Origin of the sequence: Hypericibacter terrae, assembly GCF_008728855.1 — a bacterium.
In the GTDB taxonomy this organism is placed as follows: Bacteria; Pseudomonadota; Alphaproteobacteria; order Dongiales; family Dongiaceae; genus Hypericibacter; species Hypericibacter terrae.
The window spans coordinates 197,977-223,683 of sequence record NZ_CP042906.1; the positions used below are offsets into that span (position 1 = coordinate 197,977).

At 66.7% G+C, this 25,707-nt stretch carries 22 protein-coding genes and 1 tRNA gene; 9 read left to right on the forward strand and 14 right to left on the reverse strand.

The genetic code is table 11. The features are described from left to right. Nucleotides 1–9: 9 nt before the first annotated feature. The 7 genes from rpoN to FRZ44_RS00980 form a co-directional block, all read right to left on the reverse strand. Entirely contained in the window at nt 10–1,404 is a 1,395-nt protein-coding gene (gene rpoN, locus FRZ44_RS00950) for an RNA polymerase factor sigma-54 (protein ID WP_151175412.1), read from the reverse strand. Between the two features lie 11 nt (nt 1,405–1,415). Continuing rightward, complete coding sequence (gene lptB / locus FRZ44_RS00955) at nt 1,416–2,201, reverse strand: LPS export ABC transporter ATP-binding protein (RefSeq protein ID WP_151175413.1); 786 nt, start codon at nt 2,199–2,201, stop codon at nt 1,416–1,418. Between the two features lie 73 nt (nt 2,202–2,274). Beyond that, nucleotides 2,275–3,189 (reverse strand): LptA/OstA family protein, encoded by a 915-nt coding sequence (locus FRZ44_RS00960; RefSeq protein ID WP_151175414.1) that lies wholly within the window; start codon nt 3,187–3,189, stop codon nt 2,275–2,277. Next, a complete protein-coding gene (lptC, locus tag FRZ44_RS00965; RefSeq protein ID WP_151175415.1) occupies nt 3,186–3,854 on the reverse strand; it encodes an LPS export ABC transporter periplasmic protein LptC in 669 nt (222 codons plus the stop codon). Before lptC ends, FRZ44_RS00960 begins: the two co-directional genes overlap by 4 nt. 43 nt (nt 3,855–3,897) lie before the next feature. Beyond that, entirely contained in the window at nt 3,898–4,920 is a 1,023-nt protein-coding gene (locus FRZ44_RS00970; RefSeq protein ID WP_151175416.1) for a KpsF/GutQ family sugar-phosphate isomerase, read from the reverse strand. A gap of 227 nt (nt 4,921–5,147) precedes the next feature. Next, entirely contained in the window at nt 5,148–5,780 is a 633-nt protein-coding gene (locus FRZ44_RS00975; protein ID WP_151175417.1) for a ribonuclease D, read from the reverse strand. A 78-nt stretch (nt 5,781–5,858) separates the two neighbouring features. Then, nucleotides 5,859–5,945 (reverse strand) — tRNA-Leu (locus tag FRZ44_RS00980). Between the two features lie 205 nt (nt 5,946–6,150). Between FRZ44_RS00980 and FRZ44_RS00985 the strand changes: the two genes are divergently transcribed. Beyond that, nucleotides 6,151–7,095 (forward strand): complex I NDUFA9 subunit family protein, encoded by a 945-nt coding sequence (locus FRZ44_RS00985; protein ID WP_151175418.1) that lies wholly within the window; start codon nt 6,151–6,153, stop codon nt 7,093–7,095. Between the two features lie 52 nt (nt 7,096–7,147). Here FRZ44_RS00985 and FRZ44_RS00990 read toward each other — a convergent pair whose 3' ends face one another. After that, the gene (locus FRZ44_RS00990) at nt 7,148–7,948 is read right to left on the reverse strand and encodes an undecaprenyl-diphosphate phosphatase (protein ID WP_151175419.1); all 801 of its coding nucleotides are present in this window, start codon (nt 7,946–7,948) and stop codon (nt 7,148–7,150) included. A 386-nt stretch (nt 7,949–8,334) separates the two neighbouring features. On the opposite strand from FRZ44_RS00990, the gene FRZ44_RS00995 reads away from it, so the two are divergent. Genes FRZ44_RS00995 through gltB form a run of 3 tightly spaced genes read left to right on the forward strand, consistent with a single transcriptional unit; the run spans nt 8,335 to nt 15,033 of the window. Next, nucleotides 8,335–9,786 carry an NAD(P)-dependent oxidoreductase gene (locus FRZ44_RS00995; protein ID WP_151175420.1) on the forward strand — a complete coding sequence of 484 codons (1,452 nt, stop codon included), beginning with the start codon at nt 8,335–8,337 and terminating at the stop codon, nt 9,784–9,786. Nucleotides 9,787–9,799: 13 nt separating this feature from the next. Beyond that, nucleotides 9,800–10,423, forward strand: coding sequence for a glutathione S-transferase family protein (locus FRZ44_RS01000; RefSeq protein ID WP_151175421.1), 624 nt, complete (start codon nt 9,800–9,802; stop codon nt 10,421–10,423). Nucleotides 10,424–10,479: 56 nt separating this feature from the next. After that, on the forward strand, nt 10,480–15,033 hold the full coding sequence (gene gltB / locus FRZ44_RS01005; RefSeq protein ID WP_151175422.1) for a glutamate synthase large subunit: 4,554 nt from the start codon (nt 10,480–10,482) through the stop codon (nt 15,031–15,033). 95 nt (nt 15,034–15,128) lie between these two features. Here the strand turns inward: gltB and FRZ44_RS01010 are convergent, their stop codons facing one another. The 4 genes from FRZ44_RS01010 to FRZ44_RS01025 form a co-directional block, all read right to left on the reverse strand. Then, nucleotides 15,129–15,545 (reverse strand): c-type cytochrome, encoded by a 417-nt coding sequence (locus FRZ44_RS01010; protein WP_151175423.1) that lies wholly within the window; start codon nt 15,543–15,545, stop codon nt 15,129–15,131. A 141-nt stretch (nt 15,546–15,686) separates the two neighbouring features. Continuing rightward, nucleotides 15,687–16,289 carry a ferritin-like domain-containing protein gene (locus FRZ44_RS01015; protein ID WP_263641906.1) on the reverse strand — a complete coding sequence of 201 codons (603 nt, stop codon included), beginning with the start codon at nt 16,287–16,289 and terminating at the stop codon, nt 15,687–15,689. A 160-nt stretch (nt 16,290–16,449) separates the two neighbouring features. After that, nucleotides 16,450–17,199, reverse strand: coding sequence for an anti-sigma factor (locus tag FRZ44_RS01020; RefSeq protein WP_191908338.1), 750 nt, complete (start codon nt 17,197–17,199; stop codon nt 16,450–16,452). Continuing rightward, nucleotides 17,196–17,741: a sigma-70 family RNA polymerase sigma factor gene (locus FRZ44_RS01025; protein ID WP_191908339.1), complete on the reverse strand. Its 546-nt coding sequence runs from the start codon at nt 17,739–17,741 to the stop codon at nt 17,196–17,198. The genes FRZ44_RS01020 and FRZ44_RS01025 overlap by 4 nt, the downstream gene beginning before the upstream one ends. A 90-nt stretch (nt 17,742–17,831) precedes the next feature. On the opposite strand from FRZ44_RS01025, the gene FRZ44_RS01030 reads away from it, so the two are divergent. Beyond that, the gene (locus FRZ44_RS01030) at nt 17,832–18,500 is read left to right on the forward strand and encodes a glutathione S-transferase family protein (RefSeq protein ID WP_151175426.1); all 669 of its coding nucleotides are present in this window, start codon (nt 17,832–17,834) and stop codon (nt 18,498–18,500) included. 561 nt (nt 18,501–19,061) lie between these two features. Here FRZ44_RS01030 and FRZ44_RS01035 read toward each other — a convergent pair. Continuing rightward, nucleotides 19,062–19,877, reverse strand: coding sequence for a tetratricopeptide repeat protein (locus tag FRZ44_RS01035; protein ID WP_151175427.1), 816 nt, complete (start codon nt 19,875–19,877; stop codon nt 19,062–19,064). Nucleotides 19,878–19,984: 107 nt separating this feature from the next. On the opposite strand from FRZ44_RS01035, the gene FRZ44_RS01040 reads away from it, so the two are divergent. Further along, complete coding sequence (locus FRZ44_RS01040; RefSeq protein ID WP_151175428.1) at nt 19,985–20,926, forward strand: SDR family oxidoreductase; 942 nt, start codon at nt 19,985–19,987, stop codon at nt 20,924–20,926. Here FRZ44_RS01040 and FRZ44_RS01045 read toward each other — a convergent pair. Next, a complete protein-coding gene (locus tag FRZ44_RS01045) occupies nt 20,877–21,680 on the reverse strand; it encodes an alpha/beta hydrolase (RefSeq protein ID WP_151175429.1) in 804 nt (267 codons plus the stop codon). The genes FRZ44_RS01040 and FRZ44_RS01045 overlap by 50 nt on opposite strands. A 72-nt stretch (nt 21,681–21,752) precedes the next feature. Here FRZ44_RS01045 and FRZ44_RS01050 point away from each other — a divergent pair, with 72 nt between their 5' ends. The 3 genes from FRZ44_RS01050 to infC all read left to right on the forward strand — a co-directional run bounded on the left by FRZ44_RS01050 (nt 21,753) and on the right by infC (nt 25,625). Next, nucleotides 21,753–22,931, forward strand: a complete 1,179-nt coding sequence (locus tag FRZ44_RS01050; protein ID WP_191908340.1) for a glycosyltransferase — start codon at nt 21,753–21,755, stop codon at nt 22,929–22,931. Nucleotides 22,932–23,043: 112 nt separating this feature from the next. Further along, nucleotides 23,044–25,023 (forward strand): threonine--tRNA ligase, encoded by a 1,980-nt coding sequence (gene thrS, locus FRZ44_RS01055; protein WP_151175431.1) that lies wholly within the window; start codon nt 23,044–23,046, stop codon nt 25,021–25,023. A gap of 65 nt (nt 25,024–25,088) precedes the next feature. After that, the gene (gene infC / locus FRZ44_RS01060; RefSeq protein WP_151175432.1) at nt 25,089–25,625 is read left to right on the forward strand and encodes a translation initiation factor IF-3; all 537 of its coding nucleotides are present in this window, start codon (nt 25,089–25,091) and stop codon (nt 25,623–25,625) included. The last annotated feature ends 82 nt before the right edge of the window (nt 25,626–25,707 follow it).

Genomic DNA, 25,707 nt, shown 5'->3' on the forward strand with positions numbered 1-25,707 from the left:
TAACGCGTTCTAGCCGACGCGCAAGACGCGCTGACGACGACGCTCTGTGGATGACGGAATTCTAAGCGATTCCCGATACTTGGCGACCGTGCGCCGGGCGATATCCACACCCTCGCCCTTGAGCAGCTGGACCAGCCGGTCGTCGGAGAGCACCTCGCTCTCGGACTCGATGAGGCCCTTGATTCGCGCCCGGACCGCGGCCGCGGAATGGCTCTCGCCCCCGGCGGTGTCGGCAATGGCATTCGAGAAGAAGAACCGCAGCTCATAAAGGCCGCGCGGGGTGGCGATGTATTTGTTCGCGGCCACCCGGCTCACGGTGCTCTCATGCATGCCGATGGTGGCGGCGATGTCGCGCCGCATCAGCGGCTTCAGATGCTGCACGCCATGACCGAAGAACGCATCCTGCTGGCGCACGATCTCGGTCGCCACCTTGAGGATCGTGACCGCGCGCTGATGCAGCGACTTCACCAGCCAGTTGGCCGAGGTCATCTGCGTCACGATGTAGTCGCGGTCTTCCTTGCCGCGGCTGCCCTTGAGCAGGCGCGAGTAATAGCTCTGATTGACCAGCACGCGCGGCAGTGTCTGGTTGTTGAGCTCGACCACCCAGCCGCCCTCGGGGGTGCGATGCATGAGGATGTCGGGCGTGACGGGCGTAAGGGGCGCGGCGTCGAAGGCCAAGGCCGGCTTGGGATCGAGCGCCTTGATCTCGCTCACCATCTGGGTGAGGTCCTCGGCGTCGACGGCGCAGATGCGCATCAGCTTGACGCGGTCGCCCTGGGCCAGGAGATGGAGATGATCCAGCAGCGCCTGCATCGCCGGGTCGAGGCGGTTGCGGTCGAGCAGCTGGAGGGCCAGGCATTCCTTGAGATTGCGCGCGAAGATTCCGGGCGGATCGAACTGCTGCAGCTGCTTGAGCACCGTCTCGACGCGCGAGGCGTCGCAGCCCAGCCGTTCGGCAACGGGCTCGAGCCCGCCCATGACATAGCCCGCCTCGTCGAGCGAATCGATCAGCGCCAGTCCGATCGCGCGGTCGGCGGGATCCTGGATGTCGAGGGTGAGCTGGGTGGTGAGATGCTCGCGCAGGTCGATCGCGTTGGCGAGAGTCTCCTCGATCGGCGGCCCGTCATTGCCGTCGCGCGTGCCGTTGCCCGAGCCGCTGCGGCTGCGCCCGAGCCCGCTGTTCAGGCCGTTGTCCGGCGGCGAGGGCAGGGCTCCGCGGGCGCCGGGCGCGAGCACCGGCTCGTCCTCGTCGCGCTCCAGCAGCGGATTTTGCTCAAGCTCGCGCTCGACATAGGCGGAGACTTCGAGATTGCTGAGCTCAAGCAGCTTGATCGCCTGCTGCAGCTGCGGCGTCATCACCAGAGAGGTGGACTGCCGCAGGTCGAGGCGCTGAGTGACTGCCATGGCCCTAATGGTTAAAGACTAAACCTTTCGCCCAGGTAAACGCGCCGGACGTCGGGATCGCTAACGATTTCCGAAGGCGAGCCTTCCCGCAAGACCGAACCTTCATGAAGGATGTAGGCGCGGTCGACGATGTCCAAGGTTTCACGAACGTTATGGTCCGTGATCAGGACGCCGATCCCGCGGTCCTTGAGGTGCGACACCAGGTTGCGGATGTCCGCCACGGCGATCGGGTCGATGCCGGCGAGCGGCTCGTCCAGCAGGATGTAGTTCGGGTCCGAGGCGAGGGCCCGCGCGATCTCGCAGCGCCGCCGCTCTCCGCCCGAGAGCGCGATCGCGGGCGCCGAGCGCAGATGCTCGATCGAGAATTCGGACAAGAGCTCCTCGAGCTTCGCCTCGCGCGCCACGCGCGAGGGCTCGGCCACCTCGAGCACCACCCGGATGTTCTGCTCGACCGTGAGGCCGCGGAAGATCGACGCTTCCTGCGGCAGATAGCCGATGCCGAGGCGCGCGCGGCGATACATCGGCAATTGTGTCACGTCATGGCCGTCGAGCATGACGCGGCCGGTATCGGCCGCGATCAGCCCGGTGATGATGTAGAAGCAGGTGGTCTTGCCGGCGCCGTTGGGGCCGAGCAGCCCGACCGCCTCGCCGCGCTGGACCGAGATCGAGACGTCGCGCAGGACGGGACGCTTCTTGAACTGCTTGCCGAGATGCATCGCGATCAGTCCGTCAGCCGGGGATTCACCCCCGTTCAAGCGAGCAGCGCGACTGTGATCGGTGAAGCTGGTCTCGTTCATCGTCTCGTTCGCAAATCGGCCTGAACCTCCGGCGGACGATGCCCGCACGAAGGACTTGCTCACGAAACCGACGTCAGGGTGTCGTCGGCGTCGTTCCCTGACCCGGGAAAATCAAGGTATGGACCCGTGATCCGGTGCCGGGTTGTCCGAGAATCCGGCTGACCCCGGTTTTCATGTCGAATTCGGCGCGGTCGCCCTCGAGCTGGTTCTGGCCGCGCGTGATCTTAACCGAACCGTCGAGCGTGGCGATATCGGAATCGAGGTTGTAGACGGCCGTGGCGCCCTGGGCGTAATCCTCGCCCCGCCAGATCCGCACATGGCCCTTGGCCTCGACCTGATAGAGCTCGGTCTTGCCATCGGCGCCCTTGCGCATATAGCCGGTCAGAAGGTCGGCTTTCACGCGGCGGTCGCCTTCGACCACCTCGGCATTGCCGCGCGCCACCATGGCCAGCTGCTTCTGCCAATATTCGAGGCTGTCGGTGGCCGTCAGGGTCTGCTTCTTGGTCTGAGCATGGAGGTTCTTGCCGGTCACGACCAGGGAGCCCTGGTCGAGATCGTAGACGGCGCGATCGCCCCAGATCTTGTCGCTGCTCGACATCAGCAGCACGTTGCCTTCGGCCGTGACGCGATAGATGTCGCTGCTGCCCTTCGCGGACTCGCGATAATAGGCGCTGAGCACGTCGGCATTGACCTCGAGATCGCCGCGCTTGGCGCGGGCCTTGCCGCGCGCGATATAGACCTTGTCGTCGCGCCGCCACTCGATACCGTCATCGGCCTCGATCTCGATCGGGGCGGAGGAATTCGTCAGATCCAGCCCCGCGCCGGGCGTGTCGACGCTGGCGGCCGTTTCGCTCCAGGCCGGCCGGGCCGCGACGAAGAGGGCGCCGAAGGCCAGGAATCCGCCCAGGTTCGCGAGCAGGAAGCGGCGGCGCGAGGCCGGCAGCGCCGCACCCATCCGCGGATCGTGGCCGACCGGAACGCGGATCAAGGCAGCTTCTCCTGCTGGATGCCCTGATAGAGCAGCACGCGCGATTTGCCGGTGAGCTCGATGACGGCGCCCTTGTCCGTGACCCGCAAGCCTTCGCCGGAGATTTCGCCCGCCGGACCCTGGCCGGTGACGCCTGTGTCGCTCACCGCCTTGCCCAGGTCGAAATCGACCGAGATCGATTCCACATGGAGCTCGTAGCCCTTGTCCTGGAACAAGCTGACCTTGCCAGCGAGGTCGAGATGCTTGGTCGAGCGCTGGAAGCGCCCGCTGTCGGCGGACACCGCCATCCAGCTGCCGTTGGCCATGGTCATGTCGGCCTGCGGGCGGAGCAGATCGATCAGATCGTCATTGCCCTTGACCTGGCTGGCTTCGGCGGCCGTGACGGTATAGGGGCGGTTCTGGTCGTCGATGCCCTGGAAGCGCGGATTGACCATGCTCAGCCGGTCGATCTGGGTGGGCGCGATCGAGGCCATGCCGATGCGGAAGCGGCCATCCTCGATCCGGATCTGCGACCAGACCGCGAGCAGCGCGATCAGACCCGCCGCCAGGATCGGCAGCACGAACTTCATCGCGGTGACGAAGCGGCTGTAATCGCGCACATGACGACGGCCGCGTGGCAGCGACCGCGCGGGCGCGTTCAACCTCGCCATCGCTTCCTCGGCCATTCAGCCCTCCGCCTTCTCGATCGGGGTCATCGATGGCGCGCCGTCAGACCACGCCGGCGCGCAGGCAGTCGTGAATATGGAGAATACCGATCGGCAATTCGTCTTCCACGACGAACAAGACCGTGATCGGGCGCTCGTCGTCGTCGCCATTCATGATCCGCACCGCCTCGGCCGCCAGCACGGTGGGGCGGATGGTGCGCGGATGGGCGGTCATGACGCTCTCGGCCGACGCCTCGAGCAGGTCGCGGCTCATATGCCGGCGCAGATCGCCGTCGGTGATGATCCCGATCAGGCGGCCCTTCTTGTCGGTTACGCCGACACAGCCGAAATGCTTGGCCGTCATCTCCAGCAGCACGTCGGCCATGCGCGTGCCCTGCAGGACCAGCGGAAGCTCGCTGCTCGCATGCATCAGGTCGGCGACCGACAGCAGGCGCTTGCCGAGCTGGCCGCCGGGATGAAGATCGCGAAAGCCGGTGGCGGTGAAGCCCTTGCGCTCGAGCAGTGCCACCGCGACCGCGTCGCCCATGGCGATCATGAGGGTGGTCGAGGTGGTGGGCGCCAGCCCCATCGGGCAGGCCTCCTCGGCGCGCGGCAGCAGCAGCGTGACGTCGGCCTGGCGCGCCAGCGCGCTGTCGGCGCGGCTGGTGAGCGCGATCAGCGGAATCGCGAAACGCCGCGTATAGGCGATGATGTCGGAAAGTTCGGGCGTGTCGCCGGAGTTGGACAGCGCCAGCACCGCGTCCTCGCGCGTGATCATGCCGAGATCGCCATGGCTGGCCTCGCCGGCATGGACGAACAAGGCGGGCGTTCCGGTCGAGGCCATGGTGGCCGCGATCTTGCGGCCGATATGGCCGCTCTTGCCGATGCCGGTCACGACCACGCGGCCGGGCACGGCCTCGATGCGGTCGAGCGCGGCGACGAAGCTGGGCCCGAGCGCCTCGGCCAGGGCCTCGAGGCCGACGACCTCCTGGGCCAGGACCCGCCGCGCGACCGTCAGGTCGTCATGCACCCGCTTCTTGGCTGCATCCGGCCGTGAGGTCGCTTCCTGGTGGGCCTGCCGCGTCATGTCGATCCTGCCTCGCCTCGCTGTCGCCGGTGTCTCTTCGGCGGAGTTCACGTCAGATTTGCGTCTTGGGTCCCTCGGCTGACCCCCGCCTCTCACGGCCAAACCCCGGAAATCCGGCGAATCGCCAAAATCCCGGCTCGAATCCTAGCAGCCTTTGGCCAGCAACCCTATGCGTCGAGGGGCCACCGGGGGGCGTGGCGCGTCCCGCCGGCCCGGCCCGGGCCCGCTCAATGCTCGAAAATATCCACTTCGCCCCAGCCGGCCAGATCCAGATCGGCCCGGGTGGGAAGGAACTTGAAGCAGGCTTCGGCGATGGCGGTGCGGCCCTCGCGCGCGAGCATCTCGTCCAGCTTGGCCTTGAGCTGGTGCAGATAGAGCACGTCGCTGGCGGCATAGCGCAATTGCTCCTGGGTCAGCGTCGGCGCGCCCCAATCCGAGGATTGCTGCTGTTTCGACAGCTCGATGTTCAGCAGATCCTTGCACAGATCCTTGAGCCCATGCCGGTCGGTGAAGGTGCGGACCAGCTTCGAGGCGATCTTGGTGCAATAGAGGGGCGAGGTCACCACGCCCAGCGAACGGCGCAGGATCGCGATATCGAACCGCGCAAAATGGAACAGCTTGAGGACGGCCGGATCGGTCAGCATCCGCGCCAGATTCGGCGCCGTCTGGGGCTCGCCGGCAGGCTTGGCGGGGAATTGCACCAGATGGCAGACGCCGTCGCCGGCCGACAGCTGCACCAGGCAGAGGCGGTCGCGGGCGGGAACCAGACCCATGGTCTCGGAGTCGATCGCGACGACCGGCCCAAGCTTGAGCCCCGCCGGCAGGTCGCCGTGATGGAGCTCGATGGTCGGCTGGGGCATGGAGGTGTCAACCTAGCGCGTAAAGCGGCCCTAACAGGAGAAGGCCGGGGGGCCGGGCTCGGATCATGAGCCGGCGAATGGTGCCCAGGAAAAGACTCGAACTTTCACGACCTTTCGGCCACAGGTACCTGAAACCTGCGCGTCTACCAATTCCGCCACCTGGGCATCTATAGGCAGCTTTGAAGGCGGGGATTTTCATCACGGACCCCGCAAAGTCAACCGCGAATTCCTGCTGCGAGGCCCAATTCGGCTTCATTATAGTGCCGGTTCGGACGGCAGGGCTTGTCGACGGGCGCCAACATGGTCCTGTCGCGCGCCCGGCACAAGAGCCGGGTTCCCCGAGGGCTTCGGAACGAGGGTTGAGAGAGCGATGGCGCGCAAATTGGCGACGGTTTTCGGCGGCTCGGGTTTCATCGGGCGCTATGTGGTGCAGCGCCTGGCGAAGCGGGGCTGGATGGTGCGGGCGGCGGTGCGCCGGCCCGACGAGGCTCTGTTTCTCAAGCCCCTGGGCGATGTGGGTCAGATCACGCCCATCGCCGCCAATCTTCGCCATCAGGGCTCGGTCGAGGCGGCGGTCGCCGGGGCCGACGCGGTCGTGAACCTGGTGGGCCTGCTCTATCAGGGCGGCCCTCAGCGTTTCGATGCGGTGCATGTCGAAGGCGCCGGCCGGGCCGCGGCCGCGGCGCGCAAGGCCGGGGCCGCGCAATTCGTGCAGGTTTCGGCCATCGGCGCCGATCCCGCCTCGCCTGCGGCCTATGCGCGCACCAAGGCCGCCGGCGAAGCGGCCGTGAAGTCCGCCTTCCCGCAAGCCACGGTGCTGCGGCCTTCGATCGTGTTCGGGCCCGAGGATCAGTTCTTCAACCGCTTCGCTCGGATGGCACGCCTCACGCCGGTCCTGCCGCTGATCGGCGGCGGCCATACGCGGTTCCAGCCGGTCTATGTCGGCGACGTGGCCGATGCGGTCGCCGCCGCGGTCGAGCGCCAGGACGCCGCGGGCAAGACCTATGAGTTGGGCGGCCCCGAGATCCGGACTTTCCGCGAGCTGATGGTGCTCATGCTGCAGGAGATCGAACGGCGGCGGCTGCTGGTGCCGATCCCCTTCGCGATCGCCAGCCTGCAGGGCGCGCTGCTCCAGCTGCTGCCGATGCCGCCGCTGACGCTCGATCAGGTGCGTCTGCTCAAGCGCGACAATGTCGTGACCGCCGGCATGCCGGGTCTGAAGGAATTGGGTGTCGGCGCCACCGCGCTCGAATTGATCCTGCCGACCTACCTCGCGCGCTACCGCCCGGGCGGACGGCATATGCGGCTGGCGTGAGCGCCATTCCCACAGTCATCCCCGCGAAAGCGGGGATGACAGTTGAGCTGATCTAGAAAATATACAGATACGCGATCAGCGCGCCGCCGAGCAGCAGGCGGTAGATCACGAACGGCATGAAGCCGGCGTTCTTCAGCCAGGTCATCATGAAGGCAATGGCGAGGATGCCGGTGACGGCCGAGAGGCCTGCCGTGATTCCGGCGGCGGCCCAGGGCGCATCGGCGCCTTCGCGGACCAGCTTCAGCCCTTCCCACAGGCCCGCCGCCGCGATCGCGGGGATCGAGAGCAGGAACGAGAAGCGGGCGCCTTCGGTGCGCTCATAGCCCATGAAGCGCGAGGCCACCATGGTGATGCCCGAGCGGCTGGTGCCGGGAATGAAGGCGATGCATTGGGCAAGGCCGATGATGAGCGCCTGACCGATCGTCATATCCTCGACCCGGCGCACCGTGGCGCCGGCGCGATCGGCGATGAAGAGCACGGCGGCGAAGCCGATCATGGCGAAGGCGATGACATCGACCCGGCGCAGCATGTCCTGGCCATAATGCTCGGCCAGGAACCCGACGATCAGCGCCGGGATCGTGGCGACGATCAGATAGAAGGCGAGCCTGGCGCCGGCGTCGAACCGCCCCGTCGCCAGCTTGGCCACGCCCGCGAGCATCCGTCCCACGTCGCGCCAGAAATAGATCAGCACCGCGGCCAGCGTGCCTACATGGGCCGAGACGTCGATCGCCAGCCCTTGGTCGGGCCAGTTGAAGAAATGCGGGACCAGGATCAGGTGGCCGGAGGAGCTGACGGGCAGGAATTCGGTGATGCCCTGGACGATCGCCAGGACGACGAGTTGCAGCAGGCTCACGGTCGGATCGACTCCCCAGATCGAGCGCGGCGGCTTCGGGTCTTCCGGTGGGAGAACCCGGGCGCCAGAGATGCAGCGACTCGGGGCAGCGGCCCCGGCGGCAGCGAATCAGGGCTTAGCATCAATGGGTTCCGAACCCAAGCGACGCCCCGATTGGATATTAGTCTCATTTCGGTCTTAAATATGAGGTTTGGGCGATGTTGGGTTCCGAATTTTGCTCAATGCACATCTCGGATGCCCTAAAATAGTCAATTTTGCTGTCCTAATAGCGAAAAAGCCCTCGCCTTCCGCGGTTTCATACCTTATAGGTCGCTTCCCATGCCCTATCGCTGCGAGCCCTGTCCCGGGCCGGCCGCGCGCGGCAGGAGGGTGCCGAGAGGGAAGCCATGACGGCCAAGATGCTGCGTTTCGTGACCCTGGGGCGGTCCATGCCGGAAAAGCGTGGGGCCGAGGCGCGGCGCGAGGATTTCGACGAGATCTATGCCGACTTCACCCCCGACAAGGCGGCCGACCAGGCCAGCCGCTGCTCGCAATGCGGCGTGCCCTTCTGCCAGGTGCATTGCCCGGTCCATAACAATATTCCCGACTGGCTGAAGCTCGCGGCCGAGGGGCGGCTGGAGGAGGCCTACGAGATTTCCTCCTCGACCAACAATTTCCCCGAGATCTGCGGGCGCATCTGCCCGCAGGACCGGCTCTGCGAAGGCAATTGCGTCATCGAGCAGGCGGGCCACGGCACCGTCACCATCGGCGCCATCGAGAAATTCATCACCGACACCGCCTGGGAGAAGGGCTGGGTCAAGCCGGTCAGGGCGCGCCGGCAGCGCCGCCAGACGGTCGGCATCGTCGGCGCGGGGCCGGCCGGCCTCGCCGCCGCCGAGGAGCTGCGCCGCCAGGGCTATCAGGTGACGATCTATGACCGCTACGACCGGGCGGGCGGCCTGCTGATCTATGGCATTCCCAATTTCAAGCTCGAGAAGGACGTGGTGCAGCGCCGCGCGGCCCTGCTGGTCGCGGAGGGCGTCACCTTCAAGCTCAATTTCGAGGTCGGCCGCGACGCCTCGCTCGAGGAGTTGCGCCGGCGCCATGATGCGATCCTGATCGCCTGCGGCGTCTACAAGGCGCGCGACATCCAGGCGCCGGGCGTCGGCCTCGGCCAGATCGTGCCGGCGCTCGACTATCTGACCGCCAGCAACCGCACCTCGCTCGGCGACCATGTGCCGGCCTTCGCGGAAGGCACGCTCGATGCGCGCGGCAAGAATGTCGTGGTGATCGGCGGCGGCGACACGGCGATGGATTGCGTTCGCACCGCGGTGCGCCAGGGCGCGCTCTCGGTCAAATGCCTCTATCGCCGCGACCGCGCCAACATGCCGGGCTCGCAGCGCGAGGTGGCGCATGCCGAGGAAGAAGGCGTGGAGTTCGTCTGGCTGGCGCAGCCGGAAGCCTTTGTCGGCGGCGCGCAGAATCGCGTGACGGGCGTGCGCGCCCAGCGCATCCATCTCGGCATCGCCGACGCCACCGGCCGCCAGCAGCCGCGCCCGATCGAAGGCTCGCATTTCCAGATCCCGGCCGATCTCGCGATCAAGGCGCTGGGCTTCGATCCGGAAGACCTGCCGCGGGCGATGGGCGCGCCCGAGCTCGAGGTCACGCGCTGGGGCTCGGTCAAGCTCGACTGGAAGCGCATGGCGACCAATCTCGATGGCGTGTTCGCGGCGGGCGACGTGGTGCGCGGCGCCTCCCTCGTGGTCTGGGCGATCCGCGACGGGCGCGACGCGGCCGCCGCGATCCAGCGCTATCTGGTCGCCAAGGAAACCGGCCTCAGCGCCACGGCCGCGGAATAGGGGAGCGACGGCGATGTTGCGTCTCTACGATTTCCTCGACTCCGGCAATGGCTACAAGGTGCGCCTCGTGCTGCGCACGCTGGGGATTCCGTTCGAGCTGATCGAATGCGACATCCTCAAGGGCGAGACCCGCACGCCCGACTTCCTCAAGCGCAACCCCAACGGCCGCATCCCGACGCTCGAGCTCGAGGATGGCAGCTTCCTCGCGGAATCGAACGCCATCGCCTGGTATCTGGCCGAGGGCACCGACCTGGCGCCCGCGTCCCGGCTCGACCGCGCCCGCACGCTGCAATGGATGTTCTTCGAGCAATATAGCCACGAGCCCTATGTCGCGGTCTTGCGCGCCTGGAAGCATGTGGGTTTCGGCCTGACGCCCGATCGCGAGCAGCAGGTGCCGGAGAAGCTGGCCAAGGGCAATGCCGCGCTCGCCGTGATGGAGCAGCATCTGGCGCGCCAGCCCTGGTTCGTGGGCGGCCGCTTCGGCCTCGCCGACATCGCGCTCTTCGCCTACACCCATGTCGCCCATGAGGGCGGCTTCGACATGAAGCCCTATCCCGCGATCCGCAACTGGATCGACCGCATCGCGGCCATGCCGCGCCATGTGCCGATCACCTGGAAGCCCGCCAAGGTGGCGTGACTCCTTCTCGCCCCAGCTCCGACCCTGACGGCCTTCCCTGTTCCGAGGACTTGCCGATGACCGACCAGACCCACTCCGGCGAAGATTTCATCGAGCGATGGCGCGCCAATGCCGCGCATCTGGCCGAGCAGGGTCTCTACGATCCGGCCGAGGAGCATGATGCCTGCGGCGTCGGCCTGATCGCCGCCATCGACGGCAAGCCGCGCCGGGCGGTGGTCGAGGCCGGCATTGCCGCTCTCAAGTCTGTTTGGCACAGAGGTGCGGTCGACGCCGACGGGAAGACCGGCGACGGGGCGGGCATCCATCTCCAGATCCCGCAGGAATTCTTCAAGGACCATATCCGCGGCTCGGGCAATGTCGTCGGGCCGGGGCGGCTCGGCGTCGGCATGGTGTTCCTGCCGCGCACCGATCTCGGCGGCCAGGAGCGCTGCCGCGTCATCGTCGAGCGCGAGATCCTGGGCTATGGCTACACCATCTATGGCTGGCGCCAGGTCCCGGTGAATATCGAGATCATCGGCGAGAAGGCCAACGCGACGCGTCCCGAGATCGAGCAGATCCTCGTCTGCAACAACCACGGCAAGGACGAGGAAGCCTTCGAGAACGATCTCTACATCATCCGCCGCCGCATCGAGAAGGCGGCGCTCGAGGAGAGCATCAAGGAGCTCTATATCTGCTCGCTCTCCTGCCGCTCGGTCATCTACAAGGGCATGTTCCTCGCAGAGCAGCTGACCGCGTTCTATCCCGACCTGCTCGACCAGCGTTTCGTTTCGAATTTCGCGATCTATCACCAGCGCTATTCGACCAACACCTTCCCGACCTGGCATCTGGCGCAGCCCTTCCGCGTGATCGCGCATAACGGCGAGATCAACACGCTCAAGGGCAACGTCAACTGGATGAAGGCGCACGAGACCCGCATGGCCGCGGCCGCCTACGGCGACCATATGCCGGAGATCAAGCCGATCATCCAGCCGGGCGGCTCGGACTCGGCCTGCCTCGATAATGTGTTCGAGGCGATGGTGGGCGTGGGCCGCACCTTGCCGATGGTGAAATGCCTGCTCATCCCCGATAGCTGGGCCGGCCGCGTGACGATGCCGGAATCGCACCGCGACTTTTACAGCTACTGCAACTCGGTCATGGAGCCCTGGGACGGGCCGGCCGCGCTCTGCGGCGTGGGCGGCAACTGGGTGGTGGCGGCGATGGACCGCAACGGCCTGCGGCCGCTGCGCTATGCGCTGACCGAGGACGGGATGCTGGTGGCGGGCTCCGAAACCGGCATGGTGCGGCTCGACGAATCCAAGATCGTGCGCAAGGGCCGGCTGGGGCCGGGCCAGATGATCGCGATCGACCTCAAGGCCGGCAAGTTCTACGGCCATGACGAGATCATCGACAAGCTGGTGAGCGGCGCCTCCTTCTCGGAGTGGGTCGAAAACATCTCCGTCATCGACGATCTCCTGAAGGCCAAGCCCGGCAACCCGGCGCATTTCGAGAAGGAAGAGCTGCGCCGCCGCCAGCTCTCGGCCGGCCTCTCGATCGAGGATCTGGAGCTGGTGCTCCACCCGATGGTGGAGGACGCCAAGGAGCCGGTGGGCTCGATGGGCGACGACACGCCCTTGGCCGTGCTCTCCGAGCGCTATCGCGGCCTGCATCATTATTTCCGGCAGAATTTCAGCCAGGTCACCAACCCGCCGATCGACTCTTTGCGCGAAAGCCGGGTGATGACCCTCAAAACCCGGCTCGGCAATCTCGGCAACATCCTGGACCAGGACGAGAGCCAGTGCCGCCTGCTGCAGCTCGAATCGCCGGTCCTGCTGACGGCCGAGTTCGAGGCGATGCGCGCCTATATGGGATCGAGCGCGGTCGAGGTGGACTGCACCTTCCCGGTCGGCGCACCGGGCGAGAACAACGAGCATGCTCTGCGCGATGCGCTGGCGCTCATCCGCCGCCAGGCCGAGGACGGCGTGCGCGGCGGCGCCGTGCATGTGATCCTGTCGGACGAGAAGGCGGGGCCGGGCCGGGTCGCGATCCCGATGATCCTGGCGACGGGTGCCGTCCATACCCATCTCCACCGCCAGCAGCTCCGCACCTTCACCTCGCTCAATGTGCGCTCGGGCCAGTGCATCGACGTGCATCATTTCGCGGTGCTGATCGGGGTCGGCGCCACCACGATCAACGCCTATCTGGCCGAGGCCTCGATCGCCGACCGCCATCGCCGCGGCCTCTTCGCCGGCCGGAGCCTCGAAGAGGGCCTCGCCCGCTTCAAGGAGGCGGTCGATCAGGGCCTGCTCAAGGTGATGTCGAAGATGGGCATCGCCGTCATCAGCTCCTATCGCGGCGGCGGCAATTTCGAGGCCTTGGGCCTGTCGCGCACGCTGGTGGCCGAGTTCTTCCCCGACATGCCCTCGCGGCTTTCGGGCATCGGGCTGCCCGGCATCCAGCAGAAGCTGATGGAGCTGCACGAGCGCGCCTGGCGCGAGGATGTGACGGCGCTCCCCGTGGGCGGCTTCTATCGCTACCGCCGCTCGGGCGACGCCCATGCCTGGGAGGCGGGGCTGATCCACACGCTGCAGAGCGCAGTCGCGTCCGAATCCTACCAGACCTACAAGCGCTATTCGGAAGGCGTGGAACGGTTGCCGCCGGTCGCCCTGCGCGATCTCCTGGGTTTCCGCGAGGGAAGGACGGGGATCTCGATCGACGAGGTCGAATCCATCACCGAGATCCGCAAGCGCTTCGTGACGCCGGGCATGTCCCTGGGCGCGCTCTCGCCCGAGGCCCATGGCACGCTCAACGTCGCCATGAACCGCATCGGCGCCAAATCGGATTCGGGCGAGGGCGGCGAGGATCCGGAGCGCTTCCGGCCGCGGCCCAACGGCGACAATTTCAACTCGGCCATCAAGCAGATCGCCTCGGGGCGCTTTGGCGTCACGGCCGAGTATCTCAACAATTGCCGCGAGATCGAGATCAAGGTCGCGCAGGGCGCCAAGCCCGGCGAGGGCGGCCAGCTCCCGGCCTTCAAGGTCACAGTCGAGATCGCGAAGCTGCGCCACGCCACGGCGGGCGTCTCGCTGATCTCGCCGCCGCCCCATCACGACATATATTCGATCGAGGATCTGGCGCAGCTCATCTATGACCTGAAGCAGATCAACCCCGACGCCAAGGTCGGCGTGAAGCTGGTGGCGCGCTCCGGCATCGGCACCATCGCGGCCGGCGTCGCCAAGGCCAAGGCCGACGTGATCCTGATCTCGGGCCATGTCGGCGGCACCGGCGCCTCGCCCTTGTCCTCGATCAAGTTCGCAGGCGTGCCCTGGGAGATGGGCCTCTCCGAGACGCACCAGGTGCTGACGCTCAACCGTCTGCGCCATCGCGTGAAGCTCCGGACCGACGGCGGCATCAAGACCGGCCGCGACGTGGTGATCGCGGCCATGCTGGGGGCGGAGGAGTTCGGCATCGGCACGGCCTCGCTGGTGGCGATGGGCTGCATCATGGTGCGGCAATGCCATTCCAACACTTGCCCGGTCGGCGTCTGCACGCAAGACCCGGCGCTCAGGGCCAAATTCACCGGCACGGCGGAGAAGGTTGTCAATCTCTTCAGCTTCATCGCCGAGGAGGTGCGCGAGATCCTGTCCTCGCTGGGATTCCGCAAGCTCGACGAGGTGATCGGCCGCACCGATTTGCTGCGCCAGGTGAGCCGCGGCTCGGCGGCGCTCGACGATCTCGACTTCAACCCGCTGCTGGCGCGCGCCGACCCCGGCGACTATCCGCGTTACTGCACGCTCGAAGGCCGCAACGAGGTGCCGGACACGCTCGACAAGCAGATGATCGCCGATGCGCGCGCCCTGTTCGATGACGGCGAGAAGATGCAGCTGCAATACAACGTCCGCAACACGCAGCGCGCGATCGGCACCCGCTTCTCCTCGCTGGTCACGCGCCGCTTCGGCATGGCGGGCCTGAAGCCCGGCCATGTCACGGTGCGGCTACGCGGCTCGGCCGGCCAGTCGCTCGGCGCCTTCGCGGTCCAGGGCCTCAAGCTCGAGGTGCTGGGCGACGCCAACGACTATGTCGGCAAAGGCCTGTCGGGCGCCACCATCGTTGTGCGGCCGCTGCCCTCGAGCCCGCTGGTGACGAACGAGAACGCGATCATCGGCAACACGGTCCTCTACGGCGCCACGGCCGGCAAGCTGTTCGCGGCCGGCACGGCGGGCGAGCGCTTCGCCGTGCGCAATTCGGGGGCCGAAACCGTCGTCGAGGGCTGCGGCTCCAACGGCTGCGAATATATGACCGGCGGCACGGCGGTGATCCTCGGGCCCGTCGGCGACAATTTCGCGGCGGGCATGACCGGCGGCATGGCCTTCGTCTACGACCCGGAGGCGCATCTGCCGAGTCGGATAAACGCCGACAGCGTGCTGTTCCAGCGGCTGGGCTCGAGCTACTGGGAAGCCCATCTCAAGGGGCTGGTCGAGGAGCATGTCCGCGAAACCCAATCGCGCTTCGCCATGAGCCTGCTGAACGACTGGCATCTCGAGCGCGACGGCTTCTGGCAGGTGGTGCCGAAGGAGATGGTGGCCCTGCTGCCGCATCCGCTGGTGGACCAGGCCGCGGCGATGCGGGCGTAAGAGCGAAGTTCGGCTTCGCTAAATCTTTCCCCTCCGCCCGCAATCCTCCCCTCACTTCTTGAAGGGGAGGAAAGAAAGCTCGAACTCTCTGCGTCTCATTCCTTCGTCGCCTCCTTCAAATACGCGATGAGATCCGCGCGATCCTGAGCGTTCTTGATTCCGGCATAGGTCATCTTGGTGCCGGGCACCATGCCGCGCGGATCGGCGAGGAAGGTATCGAGCGTCTGTTCGTTCCAGACGATTCCCGAGTTCTTCATCGCTTCGGAATAGTCGAAATCGGGCAGGCTGCCGGCCTGGCGGCCGAACAGGCCCATATGTTTCGGGCCGACGCGGTTGCGGTCGATCGAATGGCAGCCCTGGCATTTGTGATAGATCGTCTCGCCGCGGGTCGGATCGCCAGCGGGGAGTTCGCCGGCATGGCTCTGCGTGAGAATGGCGGCGATCAGGACGGCGAGTGTGCAGGCGATCGCGAGCCACAGCTCCGATCGTCGATGGATTCGGGATGCGATCATGAGAAAGCCGTGTTGAACTTGAACCCCTTTCCCCTTGCGGGAGAAGGTCGGGAAGGGGGCCACGGGCGCCAACTTCACTGCAGCGTCGCCCCTCCCCCTACCCCCTCCCGCGAGGGGAGGGGGCGTGAAGCTCTTCAGTCCCTACCGGTCAGGAGATCGCGAAGGCGGTTGGGACCGGATCCTCGCCCAGTACGCTGCGCAGCACCGCCCAATGCATCGCCTCGTCGGCCATGATGCTGGCGGCGGCCGAGGAGAGATCCTTGTTGGTGAAGACCGGCACGGCGCGTAATAGGCCTGGGCCGCACCCTGCTCGAGCCCGGCCGCGAACCGCAGCACGTCTTCCTGCGTCTTCAGATTGCCGGTCGGAAAATCATACTTGGCCTTGGCCGTCACCGGCGTGCCGCCGAGCTTCTTCACGGTCGAGGCCAGGACGTCGGCATGCTTCTTGTGGTGATCCTGGAACTTCACCGCGACCGCCAGGACCGGCTTGGTCAGGAGTCCGCTTTCGGCCCCCACCTGATAGGCGGCGATGCCTTCATATTCGAGACCCAGCGCGGTGTTGAGCACTTGAATATCGTCCGACGCCGTCGCTGCGGACGCATTCTTGCTCATGGCCATGCTCTCGCAGCCGGCGAGAATCGCGACCGCGCTGGCGCTCAACACGGCTTGCGTGCCGCGCACCAGCAGCGTGCGCCGCGCGGGAACGAGGGCCGTGTCGGGACGAATGAGGGTTGGCTCGGTCATGGAATCCTCTCTCTGTCGGTTGTTGCTCGTTGAACAGCGTGTCGGGAACGTCGTCGCTGTTACGGGCAATACCGGCGAGAGGGGTCGGCGGATGCAGGAGCGGGATCACAAAACTGCGAGAAGCCGAACTCTGCTGGGCGATCAAGAGGCTGGCAACGTCTCAACCGGCAGGAAGCACGGGGCCGGAATAGAGCACGGGGCCGGTCGGCAATCCCGTGGGCGAGCCGCCCGCGGGCTCGAGGCTGACGGCAAGCGCGCCCTGCGCCAGATCGGCGGCTGATTTAGCGTCGAGCGGCAGCGAGAGCCGGCCGTTCGCGAGCAGGCCCAGCGAGCGCGGATTGCCGCTCGGCGGCAGGATCCAGAGCTCGAGCGATTTGCCGGCTTCGGCCGCCGGCAGCCGCGCCGCATCGAGCGTCAGCCGGTCGTGATGCAGATCGAGGCTGACCATCAGCACCGGCTTGTGCTCCGCATCGGCGAGCAACGCCATGTGGGTCGGCGCGGACGGCGGCGCCACGAAGAGATAGACGAAGAGCAGAGCCGCGATCGCGGTCCCGGCGATGCCGACACGCCGCCAGAAGCTCACGCAGTACCAGAGGCCCGCGGTCGCGAGGCTCGGGACGGCGGCGGTCGGCCTGCCGAACAGGAGCTCGAACAGGCTGCGCCGCACAGGCTTCGCGGCGGCGGCACCGATCCGCTGCTCGATGGCCGTCCAGCTCCGGGCTGGCGGCTCGATCGCGGGCGCGGCCTCTGCCAGCGGATCGAGACGTTTCGCCCAGGCGTCGACGCGCTGCGCCAGCGCGGGGTCGCTCTCGATCAGCCGCTCGAAGCGCGCCCGCGCGGGGCCGCGCAAGGTGCCCAGCACATACTCGGCGGCGAGACCGTCCAGCCGATCGGGATCCGGCTCGGTCATGGCTCGAGACATCCCTTGAGCCGCACCAGGCTGCGGCGGATCCAGCTCTTGACCGTGCCGAGGGGGGCGCCCAGCCGCGCCGCGACCTGCTCGAAGGTCAGGCCCTGATAATAGGCGAGCAGCAGGCTGGCGCGCGGCTGCGCCTCCAGCTGATCGAGGCAATGCTTGAGCCGCGCGGCCTCCTCGCCGCTCTGGGTCAAGGCTTCGGGACCGTCGGTCAGGTCGGGCAGGCTCTCGGCGAATTCCGGATCGAGCGGCGTCTCGCGCCCGCGCTTCGCAAGGAGGTCGAAACATTCATTGCGCAGGATGCGCGCCATCCAGCCCAGCGCCGTGCCGCGCTGGGGATCGAACCGGGCCGCATGCCGCCACACCGCCATGAAGGTTTCCTGCAAGGCCTCCTCCGCGAGATCCCGGCGTCTGAGGATACCGACGGCGAGGCCGAATAGTTGCGGGGCGGTCGCGCGATAAAGCCGCTCCAGCGCGTGTCGATCGCCCTTGGCGGCGCCAGCAAGATAATCGGCAAGGAGGGCCGCGTCGCTCATGCCGCGCCATGGCATAGAAGCGGCCCCGGCCTGTCAACGGGCTTTGGCCCCGGCGCCGGCTTCGTTATGCTGCGGCGAAAGAATCGACCCATGCTCCTGCTCATCCATTTCCCGCTCGACCCCGCATCCCGCAAGGTCCGCATCCTGCTGAAGGAGAAGGGCCTCGCCTTCGATCTGCGCGAAGAACGCCCCTGGGAGCGGCGCGAGGAGTTCCTGGCCATGAGCCCGGCCGGCGATCTGCCGGTGCTGGTCGAGACCGACGGCAAGCCGATCGCCGATGTCGGCGCCATCGTCGAATATCTGGAAGAAACCGGATCGACGCCCTCGCTCTATGGCAGCGAGCCGCGCGCGCGGGCCGAGGTCCGGCGTCTCGCGGCCTGGTTCGACCGCAAGTTCCAGCGCGAGGTCACGACCAACCTGCTGGATGAGAAGATCGGCCGGCGCATCATGGGGAAGGGCACCCCCGATTCGAGCGCCATCCGCGCCGGCATCCTCAATCTCAAGACCCATCTTGACTACATCGCCTGGCTCGCCGACCGGCGCAACTGGCTCGCGGGCGACAATTTCTCGATGGCCGACATCTCGGCCGCGGCCCAGCTCTCTTGCATCGACTATCTGGGCGACGTGCCCTGGGACGATCACGCCGGCGCGCGCGACTGGTATCAGCGCGTCAAGTCGCGCCCCAGCCTGCGCCCGCTCCTCGGCGACCGCCTCCCGGGCGCCCCGCCGCCGAAGCATTACGCGGATCTCGATTTTTAGATCCCAATCTCAACGGTCATCCCCGCGACAGCGGGGACCCAACTCTCAACCGACACCGCTGGATCGACATGGGCCCCCGCTTTCGCGGGGGTGACGGTGAGGGTGAGCGTCGCGGCCTCTCCTTAGGGAGAAAAATCAAAGTAGCGTCGCGTTCACACAAATGGTCATCCCCGCGACAGCGGGGACCCAACTCTCAACCGACACCGCTGGATCGACATGGACCCCCGCTTTTGCGGGGGTGCAGTGAGGGTGAGCGTCGCGGCCGCTCCTTAGGGAGAAAAATCAAAGTAGCGTCGCGTTCACACAAATGGTCATCCCCGCGACAGCGGGGACCCAACTCTCAACCGACACCGCTGGATCGACATGGGCCCCCGCTTTCGCGGGGGTGACGGTGAGGGTGAGCGTCGCGGCCTCTCGTTAGGGAGAAAAATCAAAGTAGTGTCGCGTTCACACAAATGGTCATCCCCGCGACAGCGGGGACCCAACTCTCAACCGACACCGCTGGATCGACATGGGCCCCCGCTTTCGCGGGGGTGCAGTGAGCAGGCGCGTTGCGCCTGCTCACTGCACCTTCACATCCAACTGCTCCAGCCGCGCCTGCGCGGTTTCGGCGGTGGGGGTGTTGGGCGCGGCCTGGATGGCCGCCAACCAGTCGGCGCGCGCGCCGTTCTTGTCGCCGTTGTTGGCCAGGAGGATGCCGCGCTCGAGATGACCCTCGGCATTCTTGGGATCGAGCGTGAGCGCCTGGTTCACGTCGGCCATCGCCAGATCCTTGCTGTCGACATAGCGATAGGCGCTGGCGCGCAGCACGAGGATGTCGGCGCGCTTGGGCGCCAGCTCGTTGGCGTGGTTGAGATCGTCGAGCGCATCCCACCAGCGCTCGGCCGCCCCCAGCGCCACCGCGCGGTCGATCACCAGGTCGACATCGTTGGGCAGGATCTCGAGCGCCGAGTTCGAAGCGGCGATGGCCTGGGCCGGATCGCCCTGCAGGATCCAGATCTGGCCGGCCTGGTCGTAGAGATGGGCCGCCAGGTTCTTCGACGATTCGATCTTCGCCAGCTCGCCCGCCACCGTCTGCATCGCTTGCGCGGCTTCGGCGTAGCGCCCCAGTCCCACCAGCGCCACCGCCTGGCAATGCTCGGCCGGCGGCCCGCCCTTCTTTCCGATCCAGGCGGCGGCCGCGTCATAGGCCTGCTGCGGATGCGCCGCCGTCAGCGCCATGCAGTCCGCATATTGCTTGGCCTGGTCGGGATTCTGTTCCGGGAAGCTCTGTTCCTGGGCGCAGACGCCGGAGGCCGCCGCGCTCAGCAGCAGCACCAGCGCCGCCGCGGGCCAGAGGCCGCCGCGCGTCCTCGCCTTGTATCGTCCGATGCTCACAACTACCTTCAGGGGCAAGGCATGTTTCCTGGTTGTCGCCGGCCGGCCCTGGGGTCGGGCCGCTCGCGGGGAGGCAAGCCTCCCTCCTGGGCGGTTCCTTGGCAAGCATGACGAGATCGGGTTCGGCCGGCGATCGTGACAAAGCGCCGCGTCTCTTCGCCTTCGGCCTGGGCTTCAGCGCGCTGGCCTTGGCGGAACGGCTCTCGGAGCAGGGCTGGCGCATCGCCGGAACCGTCCGCGATCCGGAGAAGCGCCAGGCCCTCGAAGCGCGCGGCTTCGATATCCATCATTTCGACCGCGATCACCCGCTCGCCGACCCGGCAAGCGCCCTGGCCGGCACCACGCATATCCTCATCAGCGTGCCGCCCGATGGCCGCAGCGAGCCCAGCGGCGATCCGGCGCTCGACGTTCATGGGAGCGATATCGCCGCTCTCGGGCCGGGGCTCGCCTGGCTCGGCTATCTCTCGACCACCGGGGTCTATGGCGACCGCCAGGGCGGCTGGGTCGACGAGACCAGTGCCCTGACGCCCTCGGGCGACCGCGGCCGGCGGCGGCTCGAGGCCGAGCGCGGCTGGCTGGCTCTCGGCGAGCGCCAGGGGATTCCGGTCCATCTCTTTCGCCTCGCCGGAATCTACGGACCCGGGCGCAGCGCGCTCGACACGGTGCGGTCGGGCAATGCCAAGCGCGTCATGAAGCCGGGCCAGGTCTTCAGCCGCATCCATGTCGCCGATATCGCGAGCGTGCTCGAAGCCTCGATCGCGCGGCCCCATCCGGGCGCCGCCTACAATCTCTGCGACGACGATCCGGCGGCACCCGCCGAGGTGATCGAATTTGCCTGCGGGCTCCTCGGCGTCGAGCCGCCTCCGCTCGTGCCTTTCGACGAGGCCGCGCTGTCACCGATGGCGCGCAGCTTCTATGAGGACAACAAGCGGGTCCGCAACGAGCGCATCAAGCGCGAGCTCGGGGTGACGCTGGCCTATCCCAGCTATCGCGAAGGCCTCAAGGCGCTGCTGGCGGAGGAGACGCTCTCGCCGACATTTCATCGATGACGGTCGCCAGCCGCGCCAGGTCCTGCGGGCGCGACAGACGGTGATCGCCATCCTTGATCAGCGTCACCGCGACATCCGCGCTCGTGAGCCGTTCGGCAATACGCACCGCCCAGCGCCAGGGCACGTCCGGATCCTCCATGCCCTGCAACAGCCGGACCGGACATTCCACCGGAATGGGTCGTCCCAATAACAAATGATGGCGACCGTCCTCGATCAATTTGCGTGTAATCGGCAGATCGGGTCCGTAGCGCGAGGGCTCATGCCATTCGCCGGTTCGCATCACCTGCTCCCGGATGGAAGCGGTCATGCGATTCCACATCAGTTCCTCGGTGAAGTCGGGGGCGGCGGCGATTCCCACCAGCCCGGCGATGCGGGCCGGTCGCGACAGGGCCGCGAGCAGCATGATCCAGCCGCCCATGCTGGAGCCCACCAGAATCTGCGGGCCCTCGGTCAGACGATCGATGACGGTCAGCGCGTCCTCGCGCCAGCGGCCGATGGTCCCCTCGGAGAAACGGCCGGAAGACGCGCCATGTCCGAAATAATCGAACCGGATGAAGGCTTGCCCCCGTTTTCTGCAATGCGATTCGAGGAAAACGGCCTTGGTTCCGGTCATGTCGGAAGCGAACCCGCCCAAAAAAACCACACCTGGCAAATTTCGACCGTCTTCGCTCGCAAATCGGTGGTAGGCGGTTGTCGTCCCGTCTTCGCGTGCTAGACTCTCAGAGCGGGGGGATTCGCGTGACGTGTCTGACATGGCGTGGGTGTAATGGACGCATCGGGATCGGTCGAGGCCCCCGACATTAACATGGCAACGAAGAGGCCGGCGATGAATGAGCCGGTGGTCTTGCAGGTGCAGCCGACGCTGGCGCAAGCCGGCGACCGGATCGCGCTGGACATCGCGGGGGCGGTGAAGGACGACGGCGGCACGGCGCTGATCGCGTCGAGCGGCGGCGCCCTCGTGGCCGAATTGCCGCGCTCGGGCGCGCGCCATATCCGCATCGCGCTCGACCGGCGCAATCCGCTCGGCATGATGGCGTCCGCGTCGAAACTGGTGCGGCTGATCCGCAGCGAATCCGTCGACATCGTCCATGCGCGCGGCCTGCATGCGGCTTGGCCCGCTTATCTTGCGGCGCGTCGCACCAGCCGTCCTCTCGTCACCACCTTCGATCTCGGCGGCCCGACCGTCGGCGCCTTCGATCGGTTTTATGCGTCCGCGCTGGCGCGCGGCGATCGCGTGATCGCGGTCTCCGATTTCGTCGCGCGGCTCGCCTATGAGCAGCACAAGGTCGACGACCGTCGCTTGCGCCTCGTGCGCCGCGGCATCGACACCGATACCTTCGACCCGGCCCGGGTTACGGCGCCGCGCATGATCCGCCTCGCGCGCCTCTGGGGCCTGCCGGACGATCTGCCGGTGATCATGCTGCCCGGCCGGCTGATGCCGCATAACGGCCATGCGTTGCTGATCGATGCGCTCGCCCGCATCAAGGACCGCGCCTTCCACTGCCTGGTGGTGGGCGCCGAAGGCGATCACGCCGGTTACAGCGCCGAGCTCGAGGCCAAGGCCGGGGCCGCCGGCCTGAACGGCCGGTTCCATATCGTGCCGGAATGCCGGGACATGGCGGCGGCCTATATGCTGGCCGACGTGGTGCTGAACGCCGCCCCCGTGCCCGAGGCCTTCAGCCTGGTGCTGGCGGAGGCCCAGGCCATGGGCCGCCCGGTGGTTTCGACCGACCGCGGCAGCGCCCGCGAACAGGTGGCCGGCAACGAGATGGCCTGGCTGGTCCCGCCCGAGGATCCGGCGGCGCTGGCCTCGGCCATCGGCCGGGCGCTCGATCTCGACCCCGATCTCCGGGCCCGGCTGGCGGCCGAAGCCGCCCAGCGCGCCCGGGCCCGCTATGCCCGAACTACGATGTGTGCCGGGACCCTGGCCGTCTATCGCGAGTTGATGGAACGGCCCAGCTGGCGACCGGCGCCCGCCTTGACAGAGGCCTCGATCCCCTCTTAATTCCGGCGGTTTGGGCGTTAATTACCCTTTCTCAACCTGAATCCGGTCCAGTTCCGCCTGGATTCCCACCCTATTTCGGCCTTCGACGGGCCGAAGAAGCTCGAACGGCTCCATGATTAACATCACGCTACCCGACGGCAGCCAGCGGTCCTATGACCAGCCGGTTTCCGGTGCCGAGATTGCCGCCTCGATCGGCAAGGGCCTGGCGCGCGACGCGCTGGCCCTGAAGCTGAACGGCGAGGTCAAGGATCTGGCGACCGTCGTCGATCGCAACGCGCGCATCGAGATCGTCACCCGCAAGCATCCCGACGCGCTCGATCTGCTGCGCCACGACGCCGCGCATGTGCTGGCCGAGGCCGTGCAGGAACTCTATCCGGGGACCCAGATCACCTTCGGTCCCTCGATCGAGAACGGATTCTATTACGACTTCGTCCGCGACGCGCCCTTCACGACGGAGGATTTCGCCAAGATCGAGCAGCGCATGCGCGAGATCGTCGATCGCGACGAGACCATCACGCGCGAGATCTGGAGCCGCGACGAGGCGGTGCGCTGGTTCAAGGACCACGGCGAAAAATACAAGGCCGAGTGGGTGCTGGAGATCCCCAAGGACGAGGAGATCTCGATCTACCGCCAGGGCAACTGGCTGGATATGTGCACGGGCCCCCATCTGCCCTCGACCGGCAAGCTGGGCAAGGCCTTCAAGCTGATGAAGGTGTCGGGCGCCTATTGGCGCGGCGATGCCAACAACCAGCAGCTCCAGCGCGTCTATGGCACGGCCTGGGCCGACGAGAAGCAGCTCCAGCAATATCTGACGATGCTGGAGGAGGCCGAGAAGCGCGACCATCGCCGCCTCGGCAAGGAGATGAATCTCTTCCATCAGCAGGAAGAGGCCGCCGGCATGGTGTTCTGGCATCCGAAGGGCTGGACGCTCTACCGGACGGTCGAGAATTACCTGCGCGGCCGCCTCGACGATTCCGGCTATGTCGAGATCAAGACGCCCCAGCTGGTCGACCGCAAGCTGTGGGAGGCCTCGGGCCATTGGGAGAAGTTCCGCGAGAACATGTATCTCTCGGAGAACGAGGCGGGTCTCAAGGAATTCGTCGCCGATCCGACGCAGCGCATCTTCGCGCTGAAGCCCATGAACTGCCCCTGCCATGTGCAGGTCTTCAACCAGGGGCTCAAGAGCTATCGCGACCTGCCGCTGCGGCTGGCGGAGTTCGGCTCCTGCCATCGCTTCGAGCCGGGCGGGGCGCTCCACGGCATCATGCGCGTGCGCAACTTCACGCAGGACGACGCGCATATCTTCTGCACCGAAGACCAGATCACGGCGGAGAGCGTCGATTTCTGCCGCCTGCTGCTGCAGGTCTATGGCGATTTCGGCTTCACCGATGTCGCCGTGCGCTTTGCCGACCGGCCGGAGAAGCGGGCCGGTACGGACGCGATCTGGGACAAGGCCGAGGCCGCGCTCAAATTCGCGGTCGAGCGGGCGCAGCTGCCCTACACGATGGCGCCGGGCGAGGGGGCCTTCTATGGCCCCAAGCTCGAGTTCCATCTCAAGGACACGATCGGCCGGTCCTGGCAATGCGGGACCCTGCAGGTCGATTTCGTGATGCCCGAGCGGCTCGATGCGAACTACATCGCCGAAGACGGGCAGAAGCACCGCCCCGTGATGCTGCACCGGGCCATCTTCGGCTCGATGGAGCGCTTCCTCGGCATCCTGATCGAGAACTTCGCCGGCAAGCTGCCTTTCTGGCTGGCACCGCTACAGGTAGTGGTCGCGACCATCACGGACGACAGCCGAGCCTATGGCGAGGAGGTCGCGGCCAGCCTGCGCGCGGCGGGCCTGCGGGTCGAGACCGACCTGCGAAACGAAAAGATCAATTACAAGGTGCGCGAACACAGCCTGGCCAAGGTTCCGGTCCTGGCCGTGGTCGGTAAGCGCGAGGCGGAGAAGCGCGAAGTGGCGCTGCGCCGCCTGGGCGGCAATGAGCAGGAAGTCCTTGCGCTGGATGAGGCGCTCAATAGACTGAAGACGGAAGCAAGGTCGCCCGCAGGGAAGTCGGGGCCCATGCCTGCCACGGGTGCCTTCTAGCGTCGGGCTGCAATGCCGGCCGGAACACCCCATATTCGGATCAACATCGTTTAGGAGAAGTCAGCATCGCTAGACCACCGCAGGAATCCGCGCCGTCCCGTGACGGCCCGCGGATCAACCACCAGATCAACGTGCCGCAGGTGCGACTGGTGAAAGAGGATGGATCGATGGTGGGTGTCGTGTCCGTGCGCGAAGCCCTCATCATGGCGGAAGAAGCCGGGCTCGATCTGGTCGAGATCTCGCCCAATGCCAGTCCTCCGGTCTGCAAGATTCTCGATTTTGGCAAGTTCAAATACGAGGTGCAGAAGAAGGAGAACGAGGCGCGCAAGAAGCAGAAGGTCATCGAGGTCAAAGAGATCAAGCTGCGCCCCGGCATCGACGAGCATGATTATCAAGTGAAGATGCGCTCGGTGCATCGCTTCCTCGAGGAAGGCGACAAGGTCAAGGTGACCATGCGCTTCCGGGGCCGCGAGATGGTGCATCAGGAGCTGGGCATGAAGGTGCTGGACCGGGTCCGCGCCGAGCTCGATGCCCTGGCCAAGGTCGAGCAGATGCCGCGCCTCGAAGGCCGGCAGATGATCATGGTCATGGCTCCCAAATAGACGCTGCCGACAGCGGGGCGGATCGATCCAGGATCCGCCCCGTCTCATTTCCGCCCCGTTTCCACCCGAAGCTCTATGTCGG